Below are 8,604 nucleotides of genomic sequence, written 5' to 3' on the forward strand. Positions count from 1 at the left end.
TTGTTGAAGAGAGAGTTTGCCTTTCAAACAACTTTTTCCAATTTTGAGGACTTGGTAATCCGAACCTCAAATTACATCAGTTGGTTTAATTCCGACAGAATTAGAACGAGTGTTTAGAAAAAGATGTGCCATTTATTGACATAGGAGCACATCGACAAGGAGACTTACGACGAACATTTCGTACCAGTGCCAGAGCAGGGTTCGACAGGCTTGATTCCTGAGAATGAGGGGAAGCCTGGCCAAGTTTACACCGTTGCTTATGATGCGGATGAGCGGTTGAGTCTGATAAAATTGGAATCACAGATGACGGCTGGCAACGGCAAGACGAGCTGGACCGGGATTCAGTCCAATCGGTTGGCGAAGGAAGAAATGGATACGGCGTTCAATTACCTCAAGGCCAATTTTTCCCAGGTTAGTCAGAATATTGCGCCGGCGCAGCATGACTATATCGTCAACGCGACTAACCTGAATAATGGCGCCATGGCGACGGAATTGTCGTTGGCGACTTATGTAGCCCTGGTTTCTATTTCGGTGGGCAAGCCGGTCATCGGCGGATTAGCCATCCTGGGGGATTTCTCCATTGGCGGGACTATCAAAAAGATGGATAGTCTGGCAGATCGGCTACAGGTGGCCCTGGATAGCGGGGCGAAGGCGGTCTTGATTCCATCCAGTGCCACGAGTGAATTGGGTACGGTGCCGGGAGATTTGATTGCGGCTTTCTCGCTGAAGTTCTACAATACGATTGAGGATGCGGTGATGAAGGCATTGGGTGTGCAGCAGTAGCGTAGACGTATAAGGGAGGCAATCAGCCGTGGCAGATTCGAAATACGACGTACAGAATAGTCAGATTGGTACATTATTGGGGTGGATTAACTCTGGGGAGATTGGGCTGCCGGAACTGCAACGGCCATTTGTGTGGCCCTCGACCAAAGTTCGGGATCTAATCGATTCGTTGTTTAATGGTTTTCCGATTGGCTACATTATCACTTGGAATAACCCCAGTATTCGGCTTAAAGATGGGTCAATCTCTGTTGGAAAGAAGATCGTGATCGATGGGCAGCAGCGTCTCACAGCATTAGCCACCGCATTGTCGGGGCAGAAGATTATCGACCGAAGATTTAAGCGGCGGCGGATTAGTATTGCTTTTAATCCTTTGACCAGGGAATTTCAAACGGCTAATGCTTTGCTCCAGAAGGACAAACGCTGGATCAGTGATATCGCGGAAGTTTTTGCGGACGACTTCTCAAGCTTCAATTTCATTACCGCCTATTCCCAGGCCAATGACTGCCCACCAGACGAAGTGGCGCGCGCAATCGATGATTTGAAGCGCATTACGTCATACGGCGTCGGCAATATCAGCCTGTCAGATGCGCTGACGATTGATCAGGTGACTGAAATCTTTAACCGGATTAATTCACAGGGGACCCGACTATCCACTGCGGACTTCATCATGTCTAAGATGTCAGCGGACACTCTGCATCAAGGCAATATTCAACGAAAAATGGTTGAATATTTCACCAATCTGCAAGCTGACGCGTCGGCGTTGTCTGGTATTCAAGAGTCTGATCCAAAATTTGCACAATCGGTGGCAATGCAGAAGATTGCCTGGATCGTGAGTGAAAACACGACCCTTTATCAACCGGCCTTTGGCGATATTTTCCATGTGATTTTGGGCAGCCATTTTGGTCGAGGAAAACATGCAGATCTTGTTGCCCTGATTTCTGGCCGTGATTTTGAGACCAAGAAATACACGGAAACGGCCATGGCGGCGGCATATAGTAAGTTGGGTGAAGGAATTGATGACTTTGTTAATCAGTCAGACTTTCGCCGATTTATTATGATTCTGGAAAGTCTCGGCATGATCAGCGGTAAGCTGCAATTCAATGGCACGGCGTTCCTGAATGCTGGATATATGTTGTTTCTGATCTTGAAAGGACAAAACGGCATACCTCAGTCTGTCCGCGAGTCACTGGTTAAACAGTGGATTATTATGTCCGCTTTGACTGGCCGGTATAGTGGCTCCAGTGAAACACAGATGGAGCAGGATAGTCATCTGTTTCACCGTGCTGATGTCGTTGCAGCAGTGGAAAAAGAAATTGCGGATGCACTGCCAGAGACCTATTGGACAATTCAATTACCGAATAATTTAGCCACTCAAAGTACGCAGAACAACGGTTGGCGAATTTTTCAAATGGCTCAGGTACACAACCAGACCGTTGCCTGGTTGGAAAAGGATGTTACGGTGCGGACCGTGATCAGTCAAGAGGGCAATATTCACCATATTTTCCCCAAGGCGTATCTGCGTAAGCATGGCGCACAACAGAATGAGATCAATCAAATTGCCAATTATTGCTGGTTGACACAACCCCGAAATTTACAGATCAGTGATTTGGCACCAGAACGGTATATGAAGGATCCAGCAGTAACTGAATTTTCGACTGCAAAAGGGTTGGCCGAGAATGCAATTCCGGTTGACATCGTGAACGGCAACTTCTCAACCTATCCAGATTTTCTCAATCAGCGGCGGCAACTCATGGCAACCGTGATTGCCGAGTACTTTTCTCGGCTAAAGCCATCAGCGGTACCGGGACAGAGTTGAAACAGCATAAAGAAGGGCTTTAGGTGAACTATTACAACGATTTAGGAACCAATCAGGTAGCAGTCTATACGTTTGGCCCAGCAGATGTCGTACAGACAGTCACCAACTTCATCGGGTCTAGAATTTTTGGAATGGAAATACTTTCCAACACCAAAAATTCTAGACCCAGATTTATTAGTACACTCTTTGTTGGAAATGCTCTCAAATCTATAACTGACTTTTGCAATATAAAATTGTTATTTGATAAAGGTTTGGGCAGCTACGTAGATAAACTTAAGCATGAAATTCAATTGAACATAGATGAACAAATGAAATGATAGTCCTCCTACTAAACGGCCAATAGGGTATACCCTATTGGCCGTTTTTATTTCTGTGCTATACTAGGAATTACAAGTGTTCATTAGAACTGTCCAAAAGGAGAACTGGAAATGGCTAAAATTGGTTATGCGCGTGTGAGTTCCAAGGAGCAACATTTAGATCGACAGTTAGCGGCTTTAAAAGACGTTGATAAATTATTTACGGATAAATTAAGTGGGGCTAACACTAATCGGCCAGAACTGCAAAAAATGCTGGCCTATATTCGTGAGGGTGATATTGTAATGGTCACTGAATTAGATCGCTTAGGCAGAAACAACCGTGATTTGACTAAGATCATGAACTCCATTCACAATAAGGGGGCCACCCTAGATGTGTTGAATTTACCGTCCATGACAGGGATTGCTGACCCAAATTTACGTCAACTGATGACCAACTTGATTATTGAACTCTATAAGTATCAGGCCGAAAGTGAACGTAAGCGAATCATTGAGCGCCAGCAACAAGGGATTGCCTTAGCTAAGCAGCAGGGTAAATATCATGGGCGCAAACCCCAATACACCCAAGACGATCCCCGCTTGCAACATGCTTTTAAGCTTTATCGAGCTGGCATGAGTGACATTGATGTGTCCCGAAATACAGGTATTAAACGGACGACCTTTATTCGATACCGTGTGAAATACGGTATTAAAAGTTGTCTCAGGAATCAGCTTACATCCAAATTGTGTACAATCTATATTATGAGAACTAATTTTAGAGTACGATAAAGTTGATTAACAATTTCGATAAAGGCGATGATGGGATGAAAAGCACGACGAAATGGGTAACACGGTGGCCCGAACGAATTAGTTACGGCTTAAGTGACGCCGCCGATAATTTAGTCTTTCAAATGATGACGACCTATTTGCTATTCTTTTACACGGATGTTTATGGACTGACACCAAGCGCGGTGGCCATTTTATTTGTCGTGGCGCGGGTAGCTGACGTTGTTGAAAGTTTTGTCATCGGGATCATGATTGATCACACACATTCACGGTTTGGCAAGAGCCGACCGTTCTTCCTCTGGTATTCGTTACCTTACGTTATTTTTGCGGTTCTCACCTTTGTGACGCCTAACTTTTCGTATAATGGTAAATTAATCTGGGCATATGTGACGTATTTAGGCCTTGGATTTCTGTATACGGCTGTTAATCTGCCAATCACGTCAATCTTACCAACGATGTCGCAGAATACTCGTGAGTTGACGTTGTTGGGTGTCATTCGTCAATTCTTTGGCAGTTCGGTTCAAATTGTGGTGGCGGTATTCACATTACCCTTGGTTGCGTTCTTCGGCCACGGTAATCAGCAAAAAGGGTTCTTGGGCACAATCATCGTGTTTAGCCTGATTTCATTTCTTTTGATTATCAACACGTTTGTCCATGTTCGCGAACGGTTCGCGAATCCTGAAATTGCCCATCAACCGTTAACAACTGTCCTAAAAATGTTGAAACATAATCAGCCATGGATCGTTATGTCAATCGTGATTCTCATGTACTGGCTGGTGACGGCAATTAAGAATCAGACAACCATTTACTATTTTAAATATACGGTGGGAAACGAAAACCTGGTACCACTAGCTAACAGTTTTACCCTGGCAGCGTTAATCGGGGTATTGCTGATCATTCGAATTACCGAGGTTCGCAGTAAGAAGCAAACGATGCTTCGCGGTATTTTAATGGCGCTGGTTGGTCAAGCCGTGATTGCGATTGGGGTTTATACCAAAATACTGTGGTTCTTGTTTGGCGGTGTCTTGATTAACTCGATTGGCAATGGGATCATTATCGGCCTCGTCTCAATCATGATTGCTGACACAATCCGTTATGGTGCCAGCATGGGGATCCAAGCCGAGGGAATTCTGGCTTCAACGGATGACTTTGGCGTTAACGTCGGCCTTGGTGTTGGCGGCTTGATTACAGCTGGTTTGTTTCACTTTTCGGGTTACGTTGCCAATCGAACCCAGAATGCCGCAACTCTCACCATGATTGATTTGAATTATGTTTGGATTCCGTTGGTTATTTATGTGGGGATGTATTTTGTATTGCGGCTTTATGATGAGGGGCGGATTGAACGAGCAATAGAAGCAAGAAAATAAGTCCGAATTATATTCTAAATAATAGTTTTTGATTTGCTAACTAACACCGGTGCGGATTGATATTATTACCTTAAAACCAATGTATCTAATTAAGATTCAAAATTTGCGGATGATAAGGACTGAATATTTTATGGAATATGAGCAGTTAATAAGTGAGCTAATTGATTTTCGTGATAGTCGGGGTTGGAATAAATATCATACGTTACCTGCATTGGCCCGAGCAGTCTCAGTTGAAGCCGGTGAATTGAATGAATTGTTTTTGTGGGATGTTGAGAGTAAAAAAGATTTTTCAGATAAGTCAGTTGATAACATGAAGCTTGAGCTTGCCGATATTCTTACATATGGGAAGTCAACACTTTTTCGGACAGTTTGCTAAGCGACTTTTTGTGAAGCTTGGTCATACAAGGAAAGCCATGCTACTGGTGCAAGATAGTCTAAGCGTGCTTGTACCCTTACGCGGTTGTAAAAGGTCTCGATGTAAGCGAAGACTTGCGCTCTCAGATCATTGATATCTTTAAATTGTATCTGATAAATGAGCTCTTTCTTCATGATGGCAAAGAAGCTTTCGCTCCAAGCGTTATCACCCGGTTTTCCCAATGCTGAGAAGCTACGTTGCCAATGATATTGGTTGACCAACTTTGTCACTGCTTTGGCCGTGTATTGGCTACCACGGTCACTATGAAAAATACACGTTTCTGGCAAAGCCCACCTTTGGTGGGCTTGTTTAAGTGTCGCTAAGACTAAATCCGTGTCCATATGATTGGATATTTGATGAGCTAACACTAGGTTGCTGGTCAAATCCCTTATTTGGCAAATGTAAGCTTTTCCTTCTGATGTTGTCGTCTGTGTAATGTCACTTGATAAGGCTTCAAACGGCTTAAAAGATTGGTGTTTCACTAGATTGGGATAATCACCTTGACGAGCAAGGCGGCTATCGGTCAAACTCTTCGGATGACGACAACGTAGCGTTGAATACAGACCGGCATCAGCCATCAGACGGGCAACTCGGTGATAGGAAGCTTTATTACCATTTTTACGCAATAAACCGCAGATGCGTTTGGGCCCGTAAGTGCCCTGTCCTTGATCAAAAAAGTGTTTGATTCGTTGACGATATTGCCTTTCTTTGGCGTTTCGCTTTGGCAAAGCTCTCCGCCAAGCATAATAACCACTCGTTGATACGTCTAACAAACGCGCCCACCTTACCACAGAAACAGAGGTTCCCCTCAACATAAAAGCATACTTATCGCTGGGGGTTACTTCTGGAGACTGGCAAAGTAGGCGGCGGCTTTTTTTAACATATCACGCTCCAATGCTAATTCGGCATTTTCACGTTTTAAGGCACGGTTCTCAGCTTCTAAAGAAGCAAACGGCGTTTGCTTTCCATCTTCGGTATATAGCTTCCGCCAACGATACAGGGCACTTTCAGGAACACCAAGTTCGGAGGCAATGATTTTAACTGGTTTGGAAGAGTTAAAACTCAAACGTACCGCATTTTTCTTAAAGTCTTGGTCGTAGCGATTGCGTGAATAGGTCATTTTGAGGACTCCTTTCGGATAAATCAATTCTCTTATGTTTCTGTCCGAAATTCTAGTACAGACCCTCCTGAGACATTGCATGAAGTTGGTTCCATTTATACTATTCAAGGCTTTGACTTGAATTACGCAGGTGTGATTCTAGGGCCGAGTCTAGGCTATGATCCCTCAAAAGACCGACTTACGGTTGATCTGGCGCAGTACCAAGACAAGGAAGCCTTCAAAAAGCGCCCTGATTTGGCCGACACCACCGACGCTAAAGCCGCGATTATCATGAATGCCATTAATATTCTGCTGAAGAGGGCGAAGCACGGGCTTTATCTTTACGCAGCTGATCCTGCTTTGCGCCAACGGTTATTGCAATTGGCCAAATAATCTTGCAACCTCACTTTTGAAATGCAATAGATTGTGAGTCGTTCCAGTTAGCACTATACTGAAACTGAGTCTAAATCTAAAAGGAGTGGTTTGCATGGCTGAAAAGTATACAGCAGAAATTGTGCCATTGAACGCTGAGAAGATTGGCACCGCGCCGCACGGTGCCGCGACGTTCACGATTGATGGTGCGCAAATGAAGATTCATATCGATATGTTTGATACACCTGCTAATGTGCAGCATTGGGAACATTTCCACGGATTCCCGGATGGTAAGCCAGCAGAAATCGCCACAGCGGCACAAGATGCTAATGGTGACGGTTTCGTTGATCTGCCAGAAACAGAACCGGTTTCCGGTACAACGATGGTGCCATTTGACGCTGAACCGGCCAAGATGCATGTGCCAAATGACAGTTACCCAGTGGCTGATGCAGAAGGTCACTATGCTTATGACAAACTCGTTGATCTGAAGGAATTGCAGACAGCGTTTAAAGCCGCTTTTGGCAGTGACGATTTGCAGCTCGATAAAAGGGTCATTTATATTCATGGTGTGCCGGATACCTTGAAGCTACCGGCTACTGTTCAAGGAACTGTCATGAACTACGATGCCCACGTTACTTTACCAATTGCAGTTGGGAAAATCATCAAAGCTTAAACTAATTAGTTTAATAAATAACCTATAAGTAGTCTTGGGACTTACTGGCAATACGCCGGTTGTTTCAAGGCTACTTTTGGGTTTGAAGACCTTATTTACCTATAAATAGAGCTTTTTACATTATATGTACAGATTAATACCTATAATGTCAATAAGTATGCACTGTTAAAAATATCTTGTTAAATAACGAACATTATCATTCCTTTGCGCGGGGTCAACTTGTTAAGCTGGTGTTGGAAGAAGAGAGACGCCGGAAACAATGGAAGGAGGCGCACAGATGCCTAAGAAGTTGATCCATATCGTCATGTTGGCGATGTTGATGCTGACCCAGGTCGGCAGCGCCGTTGTCCCTGTAGCCGACAACGGTGAGACAAACATCACCGAACATGACCGTGCGGCGCCAAAATCCGATCCATCCTCACACCAGAACGATGCGAGCGGACAAGCGGCAATTAGCCAAGACACAATTGAGTCTGACAAGAAACAGACAAGTGCAGCAATGAGCAGTTCTGAGAACCTGTCTAGTATCTTTTAAGAACTATCTTCAGGAAGGCCAATACAACCATTTGAAGACTGCTGTTAAGGGCGCGTTCACAGTTTTTCCAAAGTCGCCGACTTTTGTCTAGCCAACTCCATGAACGTTCAATGATCCATCGTTGCGGTAACACCGTGAACATATGCAACTCGTTGCGTTTAGCTACTGGATGTAAGCTGATTCCTGAGACAACTTTTAAGAGAGCGTATAATGAATAAATCGTCTCTCAAAAGGAAGGAATTTTTACATGCCAACTCGTTACGACAAAGAATTCAAACAAAACATTATCAACCTATATAAGCAAGGCGAATCAGCTGCCCAACTGGCCAGAGAATATGGCATTGGCTATTCAACCGTTCATAAGTGGATCCAGGGCCAAGCCAAAACTCAATCCGGTAAATCGCCAGACGAAATTAAAGCGATGGAAAAGCGGCTGGCTTCCCTGTCTGAGGAGAACGAAATCCT

The 8,604-nt window shown here is 44.4% G+C and carries 9 protein-coding genes and 3 pseudogenes; 10 read left to right on the plus strand and 2 right to left on the minus strand.

Features of this window, described 5'->3' with window-relative positions:
* From EKM76_RS11920 to EKM76_RS11945, 6 genes are all read left to right on the plus strand, one after another.
* Positions 1-117: IS3 family transposase (locus EKM76_RS11920; RefSeq protein WP_164507615.1), on the plus strand; the 117-nt coding region annotated here is incomplete at its 5' end.
* A gap of 69 nt (positions 118-186) precedes the next feature.
* Positions 187-783 carry a S16 family serine protease gene (locus EKM76_RS11925; protein ID WP_225417937.1) on the plus strand — a complete coding sequence of 199 codons (597 nt, stop codon included), beginning with the start codon at positions 187-189 and terminating at the stop codon, positions 781-783.
* Between the two features lie 76 nt (positions 784-859).
* Positions 860-2,599, plus strand: coding sequence for a GmrSD restriction endonuclease domain-containing protein (locus EKM76_RS11930; RefSeq protein WP_225417938.1), 1,740 nt, complete (start codon positions 860-862; stop codon positions 2,597-2,599).
* A gap of 428 nt (positions 2,600-3,027) precedes the next feature.
* Positions 3,028-3,681: a recombinase family protein gene (locus tag EKM76_RS11935; RefSeq protein WP_225417939.1), complete on the plus strand. Its 654-nt coding sequence runs from the start codon at positions 3,028-3,030 to the stop codon at positions 3,679-3,681.
* 35 nt (positions 3,682-3,716) lie between these two features.
* On the plus strand, positions 3,717-5,045 hold the full coding sequence (locus tag EKM76_RS11940) for a glycoside-pentoside-hexuronide (GPH):cation symporter (RefSeq protein WP_062904648.1): 1,329 nt from the start codon (positions 3,717-3,719) through the stop codon (positions 5,043-5,045).
* Positions 5,046-5,175: 130 nt separating this feature from the next.
* Positions 5,176-5,421 (plus strand): nucleoside triphosphate pyrophosphohydrolase family protein, encoded by a 246-nt coding sequence (locus EKM76_RS11945; RefSeq protein ID WP_225417940.1) that lies wholly within the window; start codon positions 5,176-5,178, stop codon positions 5,419-5,421.
* Here EKM76_RS11945 and EKM76_RS11950 read toward each other — a convergent pair.
* A protein-coding gene (locus EKM76_RS11950) for an IS3-like element ISL1 family transposase (protein ID WP_125550848.1) occupies positions 5,418-6,580 on the minus strand; the annotation gives its coding sequence in 2 pieces (ribosomal slippage) (positions 5,418-6,340 and positions 6,340-6,580; 1,164 coding nt in all). The genes EKM76_RS11945 and EKM76_RS11950 overlap by 4 nt on opposite strands.
* A gap of 48 nt (positions 6,581-6,628) precedes the next feature.
* On the opposite strand from EKM76_RS11950, the pseudogene EKM76_RS11955 reads away from it, so the two are divergent.
* From EKM76_RS11955 to EKM76_RS11965, 3 genes and pseudogenes are all read left to right on the plus strand, one after another.
* Positions 6,629-6,952 (plus strand): annotated as a pseudogene (locus EKM76_RS11955) (DNA/RNA helicase domain-containing protein); the annotation flags it as partial.
* A gap of 94 nt (positions 6,953-7,046) precedes the next feature.
* Positions 7,047-7,604, plus strand: a complete 558-nt coding sequence (locus EKM76_RS11960) for a hypothetical protein (RefSeq protein ID WP_003567312.1) — start codon at positions 7,047-7,049, stop codon at positions 7,602-7,604.
* Positions 7,605-7,881: 277 nt separating this feature from the next.
* A pseudogene (locus EKM76_RS11965) lies at positions 7,882-8,121 on the plus strand (hypothetical protein); the annotation flags it as partial.
* Between the two features lie 4 nt (positions 8,122-8,125).
* Here EKM76_RS11965 and EKM76_RS11970 read toward each other — a convergent pair.
* Positions 8,126-8,305, minus strand: a pseudogene (locus tag EKM76_RS11970) (transposase); the annotation flags it as partial.
* An 81-nt stretch (positions 8,306-8,386) separates the two neighbouring features.
* Between EKM76_RS11970 and EKM76_RS11975 the strand changes: the two are divergent.
* Positions 8,387-8,604, plus strand: a 218-nt coding sequence (locus EKM76_RS11975) for an IS3 family transposase (RefSeq protein ID WP_016372328.1), incomplete at its 3' end; no start/stop codon positions are given.

This window comes from Loigolactobacillus zhaoyuanensis (genome assembly GCF_003946385.1).
GTDB classification, from domain to species: domain Bacteria; phylum Bacillota; class Bacilli; order Lactobacillales; family Lactobacillaceae; genus Loigolactobacillus; species Loigolactobacillus zhaoyuanensis.